The sequence below is a fragment of the Rathayibacter sp. PhB151 genome (assembly GCF_004366415.1).
In the GTDB taxonomy this organism is placed as follows: Bacteria; Actinomycetota; Actinomycetes; order Actinomycetales; family Microbacteriaceae; genus Rathayibacter; species Rathayibacter festucae.
The window spans coordinates 888260-904721 of the sequence record NZ_SOEN01000007.1 but is presented as its reverse complement, the minus strand read 5'-3'; the positions used below and the strand labels follow the sequence as shown (position 1 = coordinate 904721).

Below are 16462 nucleotides of genomic sequence, written 5' to 3'. Positions count from 1 at the left end.
GGATGCGTGCCGATTCCCCGCCGGAGTCCGATTCGTGTTCGAGGTCTCACATGTCACCGCTCGGGCAGCACGACCGTCACCCTCACTCCGCTGGGGCGGCGGTTCTCGAGGGTGACCGATCCGTCGGCGGTGTCGACGAGGGCTGCGACGAGGGCGAGCCCGAGCCCGCTGCCGCCGTCGCGGCTGGTGCGCGCCTCGTCGGGCCGGGAGAAGCGCTCGAACGCGTGCGGCACGAACTCCTCCGGCATGCCGTGCCCGGTGTCCTCCACGCGCAGCTCGAGGGTGGAGTCGTGCTGCTCGAGGAGGAGGGTGATGCGTCCGGCAGGGGGCGTCGCGGCGATCGCGTTCGCGCCGAGATTGTCGAGGATCCGCGAGAACGCGCTCACCGAGAGCGGGTAGGGCGCATCGGCCCGCTCGATCGCGGTGTCGAGCTCGATCTCGGGGCCGGCACCGCCCGTGATCGTCCTCAGCCGGTCGACGGAGTCCATCAGCTCGGTCTCCAGCTCGCTCGCCGTCGCGCGCGCGGCGACGGGCGGGGCGGCGTCCAGGCGGGAGAGCTCGAGGAGGTTCGTCGCCAGGCGGGACAGGCGAGCGAGGGATCCCTCGGCGGCGCGGATCTCCTTCGCGAGGGCGTCCGCGTCGCCGAAGTGCCGGTGCGCGAGTTCGAGCTGGGTGATGACGACGGCCAGCGGGGTGCGGATCTCGTGGCTGGCCGCGGACACCATCTGCCGCTCCCGATCCGCGGTGTCCCGCATCCGGGCGATGAACGCGTTCAACGTCTCCGCCAGATCCGACAGCTCATCAGTCGCCGGCCCGACAGGGAGCTCGCCGCCGCCCCGGTCGCCGAGGGACGCGGCGGTGCGGCGCATCCGCTCGACCGGACGAAGAGCAGCCCCGGTGAGCAGCCATGCGGCGAGAGCGGACAGGATCACGAGGGCCGCGGCGCTGATGAGCAGCGTCCGGTCCAGGGCCGAGACGGTGAGGTCGCTGCCGGCGCCGCTGCGCGCCGCCCACAGCTCCCACGTGCCCGCACTCGTGTCCAGGGTCCGGGAGACGATCGTGAACCGGACGTCCTCGTCGGTGATCACCGTCGAGGTGCCGTCGCTGCCGGTGCTGCGCTCCAGAACCTCGTGGACGTCGTGCGGCATCGTGTCGACGGGGACCGCCCCGCCGGGAGCGCGCGCGAAGATCAGGATCCCCTCGGCCGGTGGGTCCGGGGTCTCGGTCGGGTCCGATCCCAGATCGGCGAGATACGGGGCGAGGTCGCCCTCGGCGAGTGTCACCTCGGACGCGACGACGATGCTGCGGAACTGCCCGTGCAGCACGAGGGTGATCACGCCGACACCGATCAGCGCGACGAGGAGGCTGCCGAGGGTGATCCGGGAGCGGATCGACAGGGAGCGCAGCAGCCTCACTCGGTGCGCTCCAGCCGGTACCCCGCGCCGCGGACGGTCGTGATCCGCAGGCCCGCGTCGGCCAGGGCGAGCTTCTTGCGGAGGTAGCTGACGTACTGGTCCACGAGGGTCGGCTCGAACGTCTCAGGTGATCCCCACACCTCGGTGAGGATCTCCGTCCGGTTCAGCACCTCATCGAGATGCACCGCGAAGAAGCGCAGCAGCGTGAACTCCTTCACGCTCAGCGCGAAGGGGCGCTCTCGGACCGTGGCTCGCACGGACAGGGCGTCCAGGCGCAGCGCTCCGATCTGGACCACCGGCTGCGGGCCGCTGGCCCGGCGGCGGATCTGCGCGCGGATCCGGGCGCTCAGCTCGCCGAAGTGGAACGGCTTCGTGACGTAGTCGTCGGCGCCCGAGTCCAGCCCGAAGATCCGGTCCTCGACGGCGTCCCGCGCCGTGATCAGCACCACCGGGACGGTGCTGCCCGACTCCCGCATCCGCCGGCAGACCTCGAACCCGGTCATCCCCGGCAGCATCACATCGACGACGGCGACGTCGACGTCTCCCGCCGTGAAGGCGATCAGCGCGTCGACGCCGTTGTCGACGAGCTGCACGTCGTAGCCGTCCTCCCGCAGCCCGCGCTCGACGAGGGCGCCCATCTGCGGGTCGTCCTCGACGACGAGGATCCGGGACATCAGACCGCGCCGGACGTACCGAGCAGCGAGCCGATCAGGAAGGTCGCGGCGAGGGCCAGAGCGCCGCCGACGACGATGCGGATCATCGGGCGCAGAGCCGGGCTGCCGCCGACCCGCGCGCTGATGTAGCCGGTCGCGGCGAGGGCGATCAGCACCATGACGAAGGTCACCGGAACCCGCAGCTCCGGCGGCGGGAGCAGGATCGCGAGCAGCGGCAGCACGGCTCCGAGGGAGAACGCCAGGGCCGAGGCGCCGGCGGCGGCGAGCGGGCTGGCGACCGCTTCCTCGTTCAACCCGAGCTCCGCCTCCAGATGTGCGGTCAGAGCGTCGTTCTCGGTCAGCTCGCGGGCGACCTGATGCGCTGTCTCCGGGGTCAGGCCACGCGCTCGATAGAGCCCGGCGAGTTCGTCGAGCTCCCCAGCGGGGTCCTCGGCCAGCTCGGCGCGCTCCTTCGCGATCAGCGCGCGCTGGCTGTCGCTCTGGCTGCTCACCGACACGTACTCACCCAGCGCCATCGAGATCGCACCGCCGACGACACCCGCGACACCTGCCGTCAGGATCGGCGCCGTGGCGGTCGTCGCTCCGGCGACACCCACGACGAGAGCGGCGACCGAGACGATGCCGTCGTTCGCGCCCAGCACACCGGCCCGCAACCAGTTCAGGCGCCCCGAGATCGCGCCGTCATGCGGCTCCGCGCGAGGGGTGGAGGGCGGAGGAGTCGGACCGGTCGGCATGAGGCTCATCGAAGCACCGGAGTCTCCTCCGCGCCAGGCAGGACAGGCTTCCCACGCCTCCCCGAAGAGGGAGTGAGCGTGAAGACGTCGAGGTTCGAGCGGAGAGATCAGCGGGAGAGGAGTTCGGCTGCGAATGCGAGGTGCTGGAGCAGCGCGGCGCGTTCGTTCGCGCTGAGCGCAGGGGTGTGGGCGGCGAGAGCCGTGTCGAGCGAGTTGCCTGCTCGCTCCATCACAGCCTTCCGTGTGGAGGGGCTGAGTTCGACGCGCACCCTGCGGCGGTCGCGCTCGTCGACCGTCACCGTCATCGCGTCTGCGCCGGCGGCGGCGTGCACGATCCGCGAGATGAGGCTCTGCGCGAGACCGGTGCGGGCGGTGATGTCGGCGATCGATGCTCCAGGGTTGCGTGCGACGTCCTCGAACACGGCGAGCTGGCCGGCGTTGACGCGATCGTCCCCGACGTTTCCGGTCGCATCGAGCGCGATGTCCGTGCTCCCCGAGACCGGCGTGTGCTCCACCGACATCGGATCCGCCGGAGGAAGCTGATGCTCATGACCGCGATCCGGGCGATGCTCCCCGAGGACTGGGCGGCGGTCGAAGCGATCTACCGCGAAGGGATCGCCACCGGGCACGCCACCTTCGAGGCGGAGCCGCCGTCCTGGGTGGCGTTCGATGCGGGGAAGCTCGACGTCGGGCGCCTGGTCGCCGCGGACGGCGACGAGATCCTCGGCTGGGCGGCGTTCTCGCCCGTCTCGAACCGCCCCGTGTACCGGGGAGTCGTCGAGCATTCCGTCTACATCGCCGCTGCCGCTCGTGGCCTCGGCATCGGCGCGATGCTCGTGCAGGCGCTCATCGAGGCCGCCGACGACGCCGGACTCTGGACCATCCAGTCGAGCGTCTTCCCGGAGAACTCCGCCAGCCTCGCCCTGCACGACCGCGCCGGTTTCCGCCGCGTCGGCACCCGCGAACGCATCGCCCTGATGACCTACGGACCAGCCGTCGGCACCTGGCGCGACACGGTCCTCATCGAACGACGTCGGCCCGACTGATCCACGTTCGATGCGCGCTCGCCAGTCGTGCTCGAGATCGGCTGCTGCGCGGTGGACACGAGTGGGCGCGGCAGGAATCAGCGGGCGAGAAGAGCGATCCCAGTTCTCTCGAGCTCGTCGGCGGCTTCTCGAGCGCCGATGACGTGTGCTGCTGCCTTCGCTCGATCGTCAGCAGCCGTGGTCACCGAATGCCTTCAGCGAACAGGATCGTTCACCGGTCGCGCTCCATGACTCAGCGCACGTGCGCGCCGAGCAGGGCCCGGTCGGTGTGCCGCTGCATCCACTCGCGGTCGAAGTCGCCGCTTCGGAGCAGCCACCGGTGGAGGACGGGGCCGAGCAGGAGCTCCGCCGCCGCGGCCGGTTCGGCGGCGCCCGCCAGCTCGAAGCGCCGAGCGACGGCGGCCATCTGGGGTTCGAGCAGCCGTTCGCGGTACTGGCGAGCGAGCTCGAGGTCGGTCTGGATCGCGGCGGTGACGGCCCGCAGCAGAGGTTCGGTCGCGGGTGAGGTGAGCTCCTGGACCGTCTCCTCGATCAGGAGGAGCAGGTCGGCCTTCAGATCGCCGGTGTCCGGTAGGGAGACCGTGCCCTCCGGAGTCTCGCTCCGGGCGAGAAGAGCGTCGAACACGATCGCTGCCGTCGACGGCCAGGTCCGGTAGAGCGTCTGCTTGCCGGTGCCCGCGCGGCCGGCGATGCCCTCCATCGTCAATCGCATGTCGCAGTGAGGCGGGCGAGGTGCTGGGGCAGCACGCCGACCGCCGCCGAGCGGCTGATCGAGCCCGACGTGGGCGCGAGCTCGCCCGCGAGGAGCCGCAGCAGCGTGGTCCTGCCGGCGCCGTTCGCGCCGGTCAGACCCGTCCGGCCTGAGCCGTGTGCAGCCGAGGCGTGATCGAGCACCACCGACATCACTTGCATGACAGGAAAACGATGTGTAGTTTTCCCTTATGGAAAACGATCGAGCATCCGACGCGTCCTCCGCCCTCGACGGCCTCCGGTCCGACCGGGAGGCCCTCGTCGCCCGAATCTCCACACCGCGCCGGCACCTCGCCGGGTTCGGCGTCCTCGCACTGCTCTGGGTGGCGCAGGCCGCCGCGCTCTCACCGGGCGCCGACTACGAGCCGCCCACCACGTCGTGGCTCGTGATCGCTGCGGCCGTCGTGCTCGTGGTGCTCCTGCGACGCGCCACGGGTATCCGGCTCCGGCGGGTCGGCGTCGAAGCGATGCTGCTCGTCGGCGCGGCCCTCGCTTCGTGCCTCCTCCTGTTCTCGGTCTCGCTCGGGCTCGTCGCCCAGGGACTCGGCTGGGCCGTGGCGATCGCCGCGATCGCCGCGTTCCTCCTCGTCACCTGGCTGTCGACGCTCGCGTTCCGCGCGGCGGTCCGGCAGATCGCCCGCCGTGGCTGACGCCGCCTTCGACGAGCTGATCCACGCTCCCGCCCGCCTGCGTATCTGCGGGATCCTGCGCCGCGTCGATCAGATCGACTTCACCGTGCTCCGCGACACCCTCGGCATCGCGGACGCGAGCCTCTCCAAGCACCTCCGCGCCCTCGCCGACAACGGCTACGTGTCCTCCCGCAAAGCCTCGTCGGCCGGACGGAGCGACCGCCGTCAGCTGACCTGGCTGACGCTCACCCCGAGCGGACAGCGCGCGTTCGACGGGCATGTGGCGGCCCTCGCCGAGATCGCCGGCGAGGCGACCCCGCAGCCCTAGCTGCTCCACCGGGGCGAGCCGGTCCAAGTGCCGGTCGGCAACTCGGTAGCGCGACCGCCGAAGACGGGCCCATCGAGCCCTCCCCGTCGGGACGGCGGCGATTCCCCGCGACCCTGATCGTCCGTTGTCGTTCTTCAGGGCGAGACCGCGTTCCGGGGGACCAGGCGGTGAACGCGGTGCGTCCCGCGTCTGTGCGCGAGCCGGAAGAGGACGTCGACGGCGGCTGGAGCCCGGCCACTGAGAGCGCACGCACGGGGAATGAACACCGCTTTCAACCCGTTGTCAGATACCCCCGGGGGGTATACGGTTCGGTGAGGTCGGTTCAGGCCGGAAGGAGTCACGATGGTCAAGCACGAGGGGCATTCCAGCGGGCACGGTGAACATCACGGTGCGGCGTCGGTGCCGGCGCAGTCCGAGCACAGCGGCCACGCGATGCCGGAGGATCACGGGTCCCCGCACGGTCAGGCCGTGAGCACAGCTCCCGATGGTCACGCCGGTCACACCGTCGACAGTGAGCACGGGGACCCCGCCGGTCACCCGGGTCACGGCGAGCACGACAGTGACGCCGGCCACCACGATCACAGCGGTCACGCAGGGCACAGCGGCCATGGGGGGCACAGCGGCCATGGGGGTCATGGTGATCACGTGGGCCAGTTCCGGCGTCTGTTCTGGATCATGGTGGTCTTCGCCGTGCCGGTGGTGGCGTTCAGCAGCATGTTCGCGATGATCCTGGGCTATCCGCTGCCCGAGGCTTCGGGGGTCGCGTGGATCTCGCCGGTACTGGGCACGGTCATGTACGTGTGGGGCGGCCGGCCGTTCCTGGAAGGGGCGGTGTCGGAGCTGCGCTCCCGGACGCCGGGGATGATGCTGCTGATCGCGTTGGCGATCACGGTCGCTTTCCTCGCGTCGTGGGGTGCGAGCGCCGGGCTGCTGGATCACGAGCTCGATTTCTGGTGGGAGCTCGCGCTGCTGATCGTGATCATGCTGCTCGGGCACTGGATCGAGATGCGCTCCCTCGCGCAGACGTCCTCGGCCCTGGACTCTCTCGCGGCGCTGCTGCCGGATGAGGCGGAACGGGTGCGCGACGACGAGGTGGAGAAGGTGTCTCCCGCGGATCTGGTGCAGGGCGACGTCGTGATCGTGCGTCCCGGCGGCCGGGTGCCGGCGGACGGCCGGGTGATCGAGGGCACCGCTGATGTGGACGAGTCGATGATCACGGGGGAGTCGCGCGCCGTCAGCCGCGGTCCGGGATCGATGGTCGTGGCGGGCACGGTCGCCACGGACACCGCGCTACGGGTGGAGGTGACAGCGGTCGGCGACGACACTGCTCTCGCCGGCATCCAGCGCCTGGTCACCGAGGCGCAGAACTCGTCCTCCCGCGCGCAGCGGATCGCGGACGTCGCGGCGGGGTGGCTGTTCTGGTTCGCGTTGGGCGCCGGGGTGATCACCGCGATCGTGTGGTCGCTGCTGGGCAGCCCGGACGATGCGGTGATCCGCACGATCACCGTTCTGGTGATCGCGTGCCCGCACGCGCTGGGCCTGGCGATCCCGCTGGTGGTGTCCATCGCGACCGAGCGCGCCGCGAAGGGCGGTGTCCTGGTCAAGGACCGTCTCGCGTTGGAGAGCATGCGCACCGTCGACACGGTCCTGTTCGATAAGACGGGCACCCTCACCAAGGGCGAGCCGACCCTCTCGGCGGTGCACGTCTCCGGGGATCTGTCGGAGGAGCAGCTGCTCGCGATCGCCGCGGCGGTCGAGGCGGACAGCGAGCACCCCCTCGCTCGCGCGATCGTCACCGCCGCTGCGTCGCGGGGTGTCACGGTGGCGAAGGCGACCGGCTTCGAGGCGTCGACAGCGGTCGGTGTCACAGCGAGCGTCGAGGGCGTGAAAGTGAGCGTGGGCGGTCCGTCGATGCTCCGCGCGCACGACGCTGCGCCGCTCGAGCAGACGCGGGCGTGGGAGGCGGACGGGATGATCATCCTGCACGTGCTCCGCGACGGCCGGGTCATCGGGGCTCTGGGGCTCGCGGATGAGGTGCGGGAGGAGTCCCGGCAGGCGGTCGACGCGCTGCACGCGATCGGCGTGCAGGTGGTCATGATCACCGGTGACGCCGAAGCCGTCGCCCGCACCGTCGGGGACGAGCTCGGCATCGACCGGGTGTTCGCCGGCGTGAAGCCCGAGGACAAGGCCGCGAAGGTCATCGAGCTGCAGAAGGAGGGTCGCCGCGTCGCGATGGTCGGGGACGGCGTCAACGACGCGCCCGCTCTCGCGCAGGCCGATGTCGGTATCGCGATCGGTGCCGGCACGGACGTCGCGATCGCGTCCGCCGGGGTGATCCTCGCATCGGATGATCCCCGGTCGGTGCTGTCCGTGATCGAGCTGTCCCGGGCGAGCTTCCGGAAGATGAAGCAGAACCTGTGGTGGGCGGCCGGCTACAACCTGCTCTCCGTCCCTCTGGCCGCAGGTGTGCTCGCCCCGATCGGGTTCGTGCTGCCTGTGTCGGTCGGTGCGCTGCTGATGTCCGCGTCCACGGTCGTCGTCGCCGTGAACGCGCAACTGCTGCGGCGCCTGGACCTGTCCCCGCAGGCCAGCACCCGCGCCGCGCGCGAGCGTGGCAGCAGCCCGGTCCCTCACGAGAAGGGCCGCAGCACCGTCCAGGTGCGTCCGTAGTCGCCGCTGGCGACCGGGTCAGCGGGACGCGAGGAGATCCTGCATGGTCGCGATCTCCTCCGTCTGCGTCTGCACGATGGTGTTCGCCATCTCGATCGCGTCCGTGTTCCGGCCTTCGTCGACCTCGGTCTGCGCCATCTCCACAGCACCCTCGTGGTGCATCGTCATCTGCTCGAGGAACAGCTTCTCCGTCTCAGGGCCGGTCGCGTTCTCCAGCGCGGACATGTCCTCGCCGGACATCATCCCGTCCATGCTGTGATCCATGCCCGACATCGCGTCCTCAGCACCCCAGGCGGTGATCCACTCCTCGAGCTGAGAGATCTCCGGGCCCTGCGCTTCCTTGATCTGCGTCGCGAGGCCGGTCACGTCCGTTCTGATGCCGTCCTTCGCGAGGATCATGTCGGCCATCTCCACCGCCTGCTCGTGGTGGGGCTTCATCATCTGCGCGAACGTCACGTCCTGATCGTTGAAGTCCGCCGCCGCCGCGGCGGTAGAAGACGGGGACGCGGACGCGGAGGAGCTGCTGTGGTCCATTCCCTCCATGCCGCCCGTCCCGGAGGAGCTGTTCGAGCAGGCAGAGAGGGTGATCGCGGTCGCCAGAGCGAGGGTCGAGGCGAGAAGAGTGCGCTTCGTGTTCATGAGTCGTCGTGTCCATTCACTAGGTTGCAGAGGTCGCCGGAATCGCGCCCTTCGGGCGCGGTGATGAGGTCGCAGCGGAGGCTGCGACGACGGGGCGAATCAGGTGCGACTGATCGACAAGACCGTCAACGACGGCAGATACACGTGGAACTTCGCGCGCGGCACCAGGCGCAGCAGGCGCGGACCGGCGTCGAGCACCCGCGCGAACAGCGCCGGCACCCGGGCCAGGAGGATCAGGGACGCGAGGAAGAAGACGATGACGCAGGTCGCGGCCATCAGAGCGCACCCCATCGCGCAACTGTCATCACACGGCACCATCGGTACGACCGCGCCGTGATCGGTGCCGGCCGCGGGTGACATTCCGCCGGTCGAGGCGGCCACCGTGTCGGCGTGCCCCGACTCCGCATGCGTGTGTCCCGCGGACAGGGAGGCGTCGGAGTGGCTGCCCATCATGGAGTGCATCGCGGACACTCCCAGCAGCAGCGCCGCCGACGTCAGGACCACGACAATCGCGCGCGTCAGCGGCGTGGACAGCCTGGAAACGACGCTGTCGCTCATGATCCACACCTCCGAAACCGCACACCACACCTTCACGGGCATCCGAAAGGGACACCCGGGCATACCCCCCTAGAGTATTCAGAAAGCAGCCGGAGCTGCTGAGAACCCCCTCCGCACCCGCCCGCCGCACGCCGGCGGCGGTCGAGCTGCACCGGGCACCAGGGGGACGAGGACACCGTGACCGAGCAGACCATCGAGCACGACGAAACCGCCGGCACCCACGGTTACATCTCCGACAAGGACCAGTACCTCCGCCGCCTGCGCCGCATCGAAGGACAGGCCCGCGGCCTCCAGAACAAGGTCGAGGACGAGCTCACCCCCTGAGCCGGCGTCTGGAATGAGCGGCCGGCCGACGACTGAACGGACATCGCGCATCGATCCTCCAGGCGCACTCCGCGTCCGTGATGCTTCATCAAAGGGTTGCAGGGTCCCGGCAGTCGTGCCTTATGGGGATCCTTCAGCGGAACGATCAGGCGTTCGGTGCGGGTGCGAGTGTTGCGCTTCCGGAGACGACCATCCAGCGCCCGGCGATTCGCTGCCATGCGCGGACGTAGTGAAGCCGAGCCTCGATCCGCTTGCCGTGGTCGATCACAACGACGTCCACGACGGACCTGGTCCGGGCGCCGCCGGCGACGGCCAGCGTGCTGCGACTGATTTCAGCAATCGACTCGAACTTCGTCGTGCCCGACGAATGTGCTCCGAGATCGTCGTCCCGGCTGATGATCGAGCCTTCGGGTGTCGTGAAGATCAGCTCGGGTGCGAGCAGTCGACCAAGCGCATCGACGTCGCTTGCGCGCATCGCGTCCAGCAATCGATCCTCGGCAGCATCGACGGTTTCGCGGGGGATGGACGGGGACGACATCCGGGAAGAGTATCTCTGCTCGTTGCGCGGCCTGCGTCCGTGTGGGGATCGTCCACCGAAACGGTGATCGTGCAGGGAGCCGCCGGGCGCCTGTGCCCCGCCGGCGTTGTCATCCGAGGAGGGCGTCCGCGGCGAGTTCAGCGAGCCGGTGGTCGCGTTCTGGCTCGTCGGCGGTGATGGTGATGACGGCGTCGCGTGCAGCGTCTACGACGACGTACTGTCCGCGCGCACCGTCGAGTCGCCAGCAGTCACGCGGTCCGTCCCAGCCCGCTGAGCCGTAGCGCGTGAATGGAGCGGGGCCGCCCGTGTCGATCCACGAACTGTGCATGCGGTCGATCCGTTGTGCACTGATCAACTGTCGGCCGTTCCACATCCCGCGGTCGCGGAGGAGCCGGCCGACGCGGGCCAACTCCTCCGTTCGCAGTTCGAGGCCGCTGCCGGCGATGATCCATCCGTGCGGGCATCGGTGCCACTCGGGATCGTCGATGCCCAGCGGTGTGAACAGCCTGGGGATCAGCCAGTCCCGGACGTCGCCGACGATCGCGCCCAGCATCCGCATCGCGACGTACGTGCTGGCGTCGGAGTACTGGAAGACGAGGCCGGGCCCGCGGGAAGGCGTGCTGAGCACGGCGTGTGCGAGGTCGGCTTCCGGCCAGGGGTCGCCCTCGAACCACGGGAAGTCGATACCGCTGGTCATCGACAGCAGGTGCTCGATCGTCACTCCGTCGACGTCCGCGCCGAGGGAGGCGGCTGGTAGCAGCTGTCCGACCCGCGAGTCAGGGGTCAGCAGTCCCTCATCGAAGGCGAGTCCAGCGGCCAGGACCGACACGCCCTTGGAGACCGAGTAGATGTTCGTGCGGCCGTCGTTGCGCCAGCGGTGTTGTCTCTGCTGATCACCGACCCGTACGACGACGCCCAGGGCGCGGAGCCCCTCTGCGTCGACTCCGCCCACGAAGCGGCTCAGTGCGAGGTCGACGTCGATCATTTCGCCATTCTTTCGTGGCGGTGCTTTGACGGGGCTTCGTGTCGGGATGCTCCTCCCGTCAGTGGTGACGGTCAGCGGGTGGTGCGGACGCGGTCGAGGTCCGCGCGGACGGGCGCGGGCTCTGTCGGACCCGGTGGTGGTAGCCGAGAAGCTGGCCATCGCTGCGGACGCACGCGGACGCGGCCGCACCGCAGAGGACGCTGCTCGTCTCGTCGGGTGGAGCCGGGCAACGCTCTATCGCCATCAGGCGGAAGCCGCTCGACGGTCAATCGCTGCCGAGCAGTCCGCGCGCAAGTAGGGCTTGCCTGCCCATGCAGGGCTGGTCCAAGGCGGGTGATGGCGACTGCGGGCCACTGCAACTACCGTGGTGCACACGAGTCGCTACCAGGAGTTCCGGCGATTCTCTTTCCCCCGAAATGGTCACTGGACCGAACGGGAAGATGCAGTGGGAAGGCGCGCCTGCCGCCGATGATGAGGGCTGGAGACGCCGATGGGAAAGCTGTTCTACGACGGATCGACCGAAATCGACTTCGAGGATCGCGTGCTCGCGCACCTGCAGATCGTGATCACGGCGAAGCTGCGCCGCAACGAATCGTTCCTGCTCAGCTGGCGCGACGACCACAGCATGGGCGACGGCCGCAGCGCCATCTGGCTCCACCCCTCCCACGCCCTGCGCTACAAGTACTTTGGCGGGCGGATGCCCCGTATCAACCCGGCGTGGATCGGCGCGCTGACCGATCTCGCGAACTCCGCTGGCGGCCTCTACGTCACGGCCGAGCCCACGGACTCCGTCCGCCCGGCCTCCCACGGTGAGCATCTGTGAAGCGCATCGACCTGATCTACAACGGTGTCGCGCACACCGTGAGCAATCGCACTGTCGAGGAGTTTCGTGCGGAGGTCGACGCGGCTCTTGCTGCTTCGACCCCGCAGTGGCTCACCGTCAACTACGGGGAGGGTCGGGCGAACACGGCTCAGATCCTCATCACCCCGTACACGGCGCTCACGATCATCACCAACGACTACGACGCCCAGAACCACGACGAGGACGAGACCGTCTGACTCGCGTATCCCTGCGGCTCCGGTCGCTATCGACCACGGTTCAATCGCCGGAGTAACTCGTGACCGTGGGCTCGATGTCGGGCCAGGAGAAGTCAACGTCCCGATCGTCGATGATCCGGGGATCGGTGTCCGACGGCGCGACGGCCGGTGCGCGCAGAGCATCCAGACGCTGCCGAAGATCCTCACTCGTCGTGGCCAGCGAGGAATCCGCTGCGCTTCGCACGGCAAGGGGAACTCCTGCGCCGAGTGTCACGAGCACGTGGGCCTGCTCCGCCGGCGAGGCGTGATCCAGGAGCGTGACGGTGTCGACCCGCCCCTGCCGGGCGAGAGCGCTGGAGTAGTCCATGACGGCAGTGGCGGTCGCGTCCTCGATGAGGGCGGCGATACCGGCGTAGAAAAAGGTGTTCATCAGATCCTCTAGTCCGAGCACGAGAAGTGTTCCGACACCAGGGACCGGGATGCGGGGTAATAGACGCTACGTCGAGCCCGGCGGTGGAGCGAGGGGGTTGCGCTCCTTCGGTCACTGACGCGACCGAGCGGGCGCGACGGCTGACGAGGGGCCAGCCGGTATCGGCCGGGCCGGATCGAGGGTCAGAGGCTGGTCGTGGTGGTGACGATGCGGTGGGCGACGTCGTGCAGCCGCGTGCTGTTCTCGCGGGCGTGAGTGCGGATGAGGGTGAAGGCGCGGTCGATGCTGATGCTGTTGCGCTCGGCGATGACGCCCTTGGCCTGCTCGATGAGCGCGCGCGAGTCGAGGGCGTGCCGCAGCTGGGCGGCGAGGTCGTTCTGCTGCCGGAGGTTCTCGCTGTGCACGAGCGCGAGGGCCGCGACGTCGGTGAACGCCTGCAGGAGGGCGATCTCTCCGTCGCTGAGGGACCCGCTGCTCTCGGAGAAGACATTCAGGGCGCCGAGCGTGCGGCTGCCCAGGCGCAGGGGAGTGGCATGCGCGGAGCGGAAGCCTTGTTCCAGGGCGACGCGGGTGAATGCCGGCCACTGCTCCGTGTCCGCGAGGTCCGGGAGATCGACGGGCTCGCCGGTGCGGAAGGACTCCAGGCACGGTCCCTCCCGAACGCCGAGCTGCTCCTCCTCGACGTCGGCCGCCCGCTCGCTCGTGGACGCGAGCACGTGCAGCGTCCCGTTCTCGTCGGCGAGGACGATGCCCGCGTCCGCGGCGGACGTGAACAGCGTCGCGGCCTGGACGAGGACGTCCATCGTGTCGATGACGTCGTGGTCGGGCTCGAGCGATCGCGCGAGAGCGACGAACACCTCAGCGAGACGCACCTCGCGGTCAGAACCGGCCATGCCAGGAACCTACGGTCCCCGGACCTCCCCGCGACGAAGAGGTCTTGGGTGGTTCCTCGAACACGAGCACGCCCCTAGGCTCCGCCCGTTGTGTGTGGACGGCACGGCACGCAGGGGCCGTCGCCGTGGCCGGGATTCTGGCGGCGCAACCGGTGGAGGGTGTCGCGCAGGCGCGATTTGACTGTGCCGAGGGGGAGCTGCAGTTCTTCCGCGATTTGGGTGTGGCTGTATCCGCGGACGTAGGCGAGGAAGAGGACGTCGTGATGGATGCGGGGGAGTTGCCGGATCGCCTCCGCGACCGGGGCATAGGAGAGGCGGATCTCGCTGTTCTCCGCCGGCTGGTCGTACGGCGACTCCTGGCTTCGCAGGGCGTACTCGTGATCACGTACGCGATCGGACTGCACCGAACGGATGCGATCGATCGCGCGCCGTTTCGCCATCTGCCGCAGCAGGTGGTGCGGAGCTCGAGCAGGGTCGAGGCGCCGCGCCTGACGCCACACCTCGCGGTAGACCTCTTGAGTCACCTCCTGTGCGAGAGAGCGATCGCGCAGGACAGAAACGACGACCGTGAGTACATCTCTGATGGTGAGGTCGTAGAACCGCGCAAAAGCGCGATGATCGCCGTCCGCGACGCGCGAGATGAGAGCGCAGAGCTCAGCGGCGTCGTCGTCGGTCACCGCTGACCCGACCGGCGAGTGAGCATTCGGTCATCGTGACAGAGCGACCTGCTCCGCTCTCCTCATGGCGAGTATGCGCGACACCCCCACTCAGGGGACGAATCAGGTCAGCACCCATGCTGAATGCCGGCCCGAGTAGCGATCGGCGGGCGGGCGGTGGTTCCTGTCAGTCGCGGACGAGGACAACGAGCGCGCCGCCAACGAAGGCGAGAGGACGCGCCCAGGGGGCAGCTGCCCCGCCTCACGCCGCCGTTCTTCGGGTCCGGCGTCCTCGGTGTCGCTGTTCGCTGCGCTCGTCAGCCGAAGGGATCTTGCTGCGCCGACTCGAGGTCCGTGGCATCCGCGAAGTCAAGAAAATCGAGCGGCGGAATGTCGGTCATTTCCTCGCTCCAGGACGGACGTGCCGGCTGCATGCGACGCCTTACGAGTTCGACGAGGTTCTTGGCGCAGTCATCGGGACGGAGTGCCTAGACGTGAGTGACGGCTTGAGGCGCCCGCCTAGACGTAGTCCAGCCCGTACAAGTCTTCGTACTCGTTCTCAGCGAAACCATCACGTGAAGTCGCGGGCAGCAGTGGGGCGTCGTCGTGCTGCTCGAGGACCACCGTGCTCGCTGGCGTGACCAGCACTTCGACCTGAGCGTCCAGAACCGTGCGCAGGGAGAGGAAGGCGGGTGCGGCGCGAACGGCGTCGAGAACAGCCTGTTTCGTCTGCTCCATCGTCGCCTCCGCAGCGAGGAGATAGGTCTTGTCCGCCATCGTGACTTGCAGCATGGTTCCCCGTTCATGCCGGGGCGTCGCAACGTGAGCCGGCACTACCACGTTACGGAGCGGGGTGTCGGCGGGCGACCTCGCTGACCCGTCGGCATCCGTCGAGTACGGCATGTGGAGAACTGCAGGCGTGGGACAGCTGATCGACGGACCCGGGACCGTCTACGAGATGGACGACCGCACACTCGCGCACGTGAAACTCGCCTTGACCGCGAAACTCCGTCGGCAGGAAAGCTTCCTGCTTTCCTGGCCGATCGGCGTCGAGCAGGGCTCCGGACGTGCCTCGCTGTGGATCGCGCCGTCGATTCCTCTGCAGTTCCGCTTCTCCGGCAGCCGGCCCCCCGTCATCAACAAGGCGTGGGTCGTCGCCATGCTCGAGACCTCCCACAACGATCGCGGGCTGGTCATTCTCACCGAGGCCGAACTCGACCGCGCGACCTCAAGCACCGGCGACTCCTCCGCCTAACGTCCTCGTCCATTCCGATCACTCGCAGGTCATCGGTCACTGTGAACGTCGCAGAAGCATGAGTCATCTGCTGCATCCAACGATCGTTGCAGGCCGCTAACACGCGCGGAGAATGACATTCAAGGCAGAATGAGTCCGAGGTGCCAAAGCGACGAGGCTACGTCCCAGTCAGGCAGTGTTTGGGATTCAACCTGCTCGATTGACGACAGGCCGCCAGCGGAAAGCCAGCGACCTGTCCCCGCCAGCGGGGTTCGGGCTGGCCCTACTGACCCTAGCCCTTTGCAGGTGTCCGGCAGGGGGGAGTGGTCATCGCAAAAGAACGCGGCAGCTTCAAAAGGTTGCCGAGTGGACGCCGAGAGGCGCGCCGGCGATCTGCGCGATCCTGGCGCGGGCGGTCGCCTCGTCCGTGAAGGCGCGGTAGTTGAGGACGAGGACTGAGAGGCCGCCGAGGGTCGCCGCGACGGCGAGACCGCGGTCGACGTTCATCGGCGCGGGCGGGGTGGGCAGTCCGAACATCCGGAAGAGGGAGTCGCCGATGGGGAGCAGGAGCGCGTCGAGGGTCTGATCGTGGATGGTCGTGACCGCGGCGATGACGAGCGCCATGAACCCGGGACGCTCGAGCCCGATCGCGGCCAGCTCCTCGACGGCTCGGCGGTCCCTCTCGGGCCCTTCCTCCACAGAGTCGACGGCGGCGAGGGCCCGTTCACCCAGCGCGACGCACTGGCTGATAGCGCGGCTGATCAGGTGCTCCTTGGACTCGAAGCGGGCGAACATCGCGGCCTTCGAGTAGCCGGTCGCGGCCGCGAGGGTTTGCATCGAGGTGCCTTTGATCCCCTGGCTGGCGAGCAGGCCGGCGGCGACGTCGAGGATCTCGACGTCGATCTCGTTTTTCGTCATCCG

At 69.0% G+C, this 16462-nt stretch carries 22 protein-coding genes and 2 pseudogenes; 9 read left to right on the top strand and 15 right to left on the bottom strand.

Annotated features, from left to right (window positions below; all coding sequences use genetic code 11):
* Positions 1–53: 53 nt before the first annotated feature.
* From EDF35_RS11755 to EDF35_RS11740, 4 genes are all read right to left on the bottom strand, one after another.
* Positions 54–1415: a HAMP domain-containing sensor histidine kinase gene (locus EDF35_RS11755; protein WP_133962463.1), complete on the bottom strand. Its 1362-nt coding sequence runs from the start codon at positions 1413–1415 to the stop codon at positions 54–56.
* Positions 1412–2089, bottom strand: a complete 678-nt coding sequence (locus EDF35_RS11750) for a response regulator transcription factor (protein WP_123733165.1) — start codon at positions 2087–2089, stop codon at positions 1412–1414. Before EDF35_RS11750 ends, EDF35_RS11755 begins: the two co-directional genes overlap by 4 nt.
* On the bottom strand, positions 2089–2823 hold the full coding sequence (locus EDF35_RS11745; RefSeq protein WP_243839977.1) for a VIT1/CCC1 transporter family protein: 735 nt from the start codon (positions 2821–2823) through the stop codon (positions 2089–2091). The genes EDF35_RS11750 and EDF35_RS11745 overlap by 1 nt, the downstream gene beginning before the upstream one ends.
* A gap of 107 nt (positions 2824–2930) precedes the next feature.
* Positions 2931–3338, bottom strand: a complete 408-nt coding sequence (locus EDF35_RS11740; protein WP_133962461.1) for a helix-turn-helix domain-containing protein — start codon at positions 3336–3338, stop codon at positions 2931–2933.
* Between the two features lie 33 nt (positions 3339–3371).
* On the opposite strand from EDF35_RS11740, the gene EDF35_RS11735 reads away from it, so the two are divergent.
* Complete coding sequence (locus EDF35_RS11735; RefSeq protein WP_133962460.1) at positions 3372–3869, top strand: GNAT family N-acetyltransferase; 498 nt, start codon at positions 3372–3374, stop codon at positions 3867–3869.
* A gap of 232 nt (positions 3870–4101) precedes the next feature.
* Here EDF35_RS11735 and EDF35_RS11730 read toward each other — a convergent pair whose 3' ends face one another.
* Both EDF35_RS11730 and EDF35_RS11725 read right to left on the bottom strand, forming a co-directional pair.
* Positions 4102–4581 carry a TetR-like C-terminal domain-containing protein gene (locus EDF35_RS11730; RefSeq protein WP_133962742.1) on the bottom strand — a complete coding sequence of 160 codons (480 nt, stop codon included), beginning with the start codon at positions 4579–4581 and terminating at the stop codon, positions 4102–4104.
* Entirely contained in the window at positions 4572–4772 is a 201-nt protein-coding gene (locus EDF35_RS11725; protein WP_123704112.1) for an ATP-binding cassette domain-containing protein, read from the bottom strand. Before EDF35_RS11725 ends, EDF35_RS11730 begins: the two co-directional genes overlap by 10 nt.
* 38 nt (positions 4773–4810) lie before the next feature.
* Between EDF35_RS11725 and EDF35_RS11720 the strand changes: the two genes are divergently transcribed.
* The 3 genes from EDF35_RS11720 (at position 4811) to EDF35_RS11710 (ending at position 8246) form a co-directional block, all read left to right on the top strand.
* The gene (locus tag EDF35_RS11720; protein ID WP_133962458.1) at positions 4811–5269 is read left to right on the top strand and encodes a hypothetical protein; all 459 of its coding nucleotides are present in this window, start codon (positions 4811–4813) and stop codon (positions 5267–5269) included.
* Positions 5262–5576, top strand: a complete 315-nt coding sequence (locus EDF35_RS11715) for a transcriptional regulator (RefSeq protein WP_123704108.1) — start codon at positions 5262–5264, stop codon at positions 5574–5576. Before EDF35_RS11720 ends, EDF35_RS11715 begins: the two co-directional genes overlap by 8 nt.
* A gap of 342 nt (positions 5577–5918) precedes the next feature.
* Positions 5919–8246: a heavy metal translocating P-type ATPase gene (locus EDF35_RS11710; protein ID WP_133962457.1), complete on the top strand. Its 2328-nt coding sequence runs from the start codon at positions 5919–5921 to the stop codon at positions 8244–8246.
* Positions 8247–8264: 18 nt separating this feature from the next.
* On the opposite strand, the gene EDF35_RS11705 is transcribed toward EDF35_RS11710, so the two are convergent.
* Together EDF35_RS11705 and EDF35_RS11700 are read right to left on the bottom strand one after the other, a co-directional pair.
* Positions 8265–8885, bottom strand: a complete 621-nt coding sequence (locus EDF35_RS11705) for a DUF305 domain-containing protein (protein WP_133962456.1) — start codon at positions 8883–8885, stop codon at positions 8265–8267.
* Positions 8886–8984: 99 nt separating this feature from the next.
* Positions 8985–9443, bottom strand: a complete 459-nt coding sequence (locus EDF35_RS11700; RefSeq protein ID WP_133962455.1) for a hypothetical protein — start codon at positions 9441–9443, stop codon at positions 8985–8987.
* Positions 9444–9635: 192 nt separating this feature from the next.
* Here EDF35_RS11700 and EDF35_RS11695 point away from each other — a divergent pair.
* Positions 9636–9755 (top strand): annotated as a pseudogene (locus EDF35_RS11695) (metal-sensing transcriptional repressor); the annotation flags it as partial.
* A 157-nt stretch (positions 9756–9912) separates the two neighbouring features.
* Here EDF35_RS11695 and EDF35_RS11690 read toward each other — a convergent pair.
* Positions 9913–10305: a nuclear transport factor 2 family protein gene (locus EDF35_RS11690; RefSeq protein WP_123704098.1), complete on the bottom strand. Its 393-nt coding sequence runs from the start codon at positions 10303–10305 to the stop codon at positions 9913–9915.
* A 109-nt stretch (positions 10306–10414) separates the two neighbouring features.
* A complete protein-coding gene (locus EDF35_RS11685; RefSeq protein ID WP_243839942.1) occupies positions 10415–11257 on the bottom strand; it encodes a serine hydrolase in 843 nt (280 codons plus the stop codon).
* A 157-nt stretch (positions 11258–11414) separates the two neighbouring features.
* On the opposite strand from EDF35_RS11685, the pseudogene EDF35_RS21245 reads away from it, so the two are divergent.
* The 3 genes and pseudogenes from EDF35_RS21245 to EDF35_RS11670 all read left to right on the top strand — a co-directional run.
* Positions 11415–11588: pseudogene (locus EDF35_RS21245) on the top strand (recombinase family protein); the annotation flags it as partial.
* A 192-nt stretch (positions 11589–11780) separates the two neighbouring features.
* Positions 11781–12113 carry an ATP-dependent DNA ligase gene (locus EDF35_RS11675; protein WP_123704094.1) on the top strand — a complete coding sequence of 111 codons (333 nt, stop codon included), beginning with the start codon at positions 11781–11783 and terminating at the stop codon, positions 12111–12113.
* Positions 12110–12349 carry a hypothetical protein gene (locus EDF35_RS11670; protein ID WP_123704092.1) on the top strand — a complete coding sequence of 80 codons (240 nt, stop codon included), beginning with the start codon at positions 12110–12112 and terminating at the stop codon, positions 12347–12349. The genes EDF35_RS11675 and EDF35_RS11670 overlap by 4 nt, the downstream gene beginning before the upstream one ends.
* 40 nt (positions 12350–12389) lie before the next feature.
* Here EDF35_RS11670 and EDF35_RS11665 read toward each other — a convergent pair whose 3' ends face one another.
* The 4 genes from EDF35_RS11665 to EDF35_RS11650 form a co-directional block, all read right to left on the bottom strand.
* Positions 12390–12758 (bottom strand): hypothetical protein, encoded by a 369-nt coding sequence (locus tag EDF35_RS11665; protein ID WP_133962452.1) that lies wholly within the window; start codon positions 12756–12758, stop codon positions 12390–12392.
* 182 nt (positions 12759–12940) lie between these two features.
* Entirely contained in the window at positions 12941–13651 is a 711-nt protein-coding gene (locus EDF35_RS11660) for a GAF and ANTAR domain-containing protein (RefSeq protein ID WP_133962451.1), read from the bottom strand.
* Between the two features lie 74 nt (positions 13652–13725).
* Complete coding sequence (locus EDF35_RS11655) at positions 13726–14328, bottom strand: sigma-70 family RNA polymerase sigma factor (RefSeq protein WP_133962450.1); 603 nt, start codon at positions 14326–14328, stop codon at positions 13726–13728.
* Between the two features lie 498 nt (positions 14329–14826).
* Complete coding sequence (locus EDF35_RS11650; protein WP_123704084.1) at positions 14827–15099, bottom strand: hypothetical protein; 273 nt, start codon at positions 15097–15099, stop codon at positions 14827–14829.
* Between the two features lie 127 nt (positions 15100–15226).
* Between EDF35_RS11650 and EDF35_RS11645 the strand changes: the two genes are divergently transcribed.
* Complete coding sequence (locus EDF35_RS11645) at positions 15227–15562, top strand: hypothetical protein (protein WP_123704082.1); 336 nt, start codon at positions 15227–15229, stop codon at positions 15560–15562.
* A gap of 330 nt (positions 15563–15892) precedes the next feature.
* Here EDF35_RS11645 and EDF35_RS11640 read toward each other — a convergent pair whose 3' ends face one another.
* A complete protein-coding gene (locus EDF35_RS11640) occupies positions 15893–16459 on the bottom strand; it encodes a TetR/AcrR family transcriptional regulator (RefSeq protein WP_133962448.1) in 567 nt (188 codons plus the stop codon).
* Between the last annotated feature and the right edge of the window lie 3 nt (positions 16460–16462).